1 protein-coding gene is annotated in these 537 nt (G+C 45.1%); it reads right to left on the bottom strand.

Annotated features, from left to right (window positions below):
* Positions 1-217 precede the first annotated feature (217 nt).
* The gene (locus NE664_13090; GenBank protein ID MCQ4727568.1) at positions 218-367 is read right to left on the bottom strand and encodes a hypothetical protein; all 150 of its coding nucleotides are present in this window, start codon (positions 365-367) and stop codon (positions 218-220) included.
* Between the last annotated feature and the right edge of the window lie 170 nt (positions 368-537).

Below are 537 nucleotides of genomic sequence, written 5' to 3'. Positions count from 1 at the left end.
CCGTAATTCACTGGAAACCTATATCAAACGGATAGAACCGGATATTCTTTAGCCTATACCTCCTGGCAGCTGTCCAGCACAGAAGCAGCGCGTCTCTTCTTTTCACCTGACCGCCACGATATGAGAAACCGTCTGAGTCTGGAATCCCGGATCAACTGGTTCCCGCTTCCCTTATCCATGTGCTGCCTGGATAAATGTTAGAACAGGAAAAAGACAGCTATTCGCTGTCTTTTTCCTCATAAACTTCCCTGTTCTCTTCATACCTCAGTGTGTTGGGTCCCAGAAAATGGCCGGTTTCCCAGTGGTTATTAAAGGTATCAACTTCCTTTGCAACCTCTTTTTCAAGTTCATGACTCTCTTTCTCCATCTTATCACCTCAGGGATAGTATGGACAGCCAGGCGTCATTTTATATCAGAATACTGCGCATCATGATAAATTATATTTTAATCTGTCATCTGCTGTTCGAATACAATCCGATACCTCCCCGAACCGGTATTGGCCTCCATGAATCCTTCCATAGCCCGAAATTCCAGTCC

This window comes from Anaerotignum faecicola, from assembly GCA_024460105.1.
Classification (GTDB): Bacteria; Bacillota; Clostridia; order Lachnospirales; family Anaerotignaceae; genus JANFXS01.
This window is presented reverse-complemented; position numbering and strand designations above follow the sequence as displayed.

What these genes read in the sequence shown, in the direction of transcription:
- NE664_13090 (MCQ4727568.1), bottom strand. Translation starts at nt 367, where the DNA reads ATGGAGAAAGAGAGTCATGAACTTGAAAAAGAGGTTGCAAAGGAAGTT.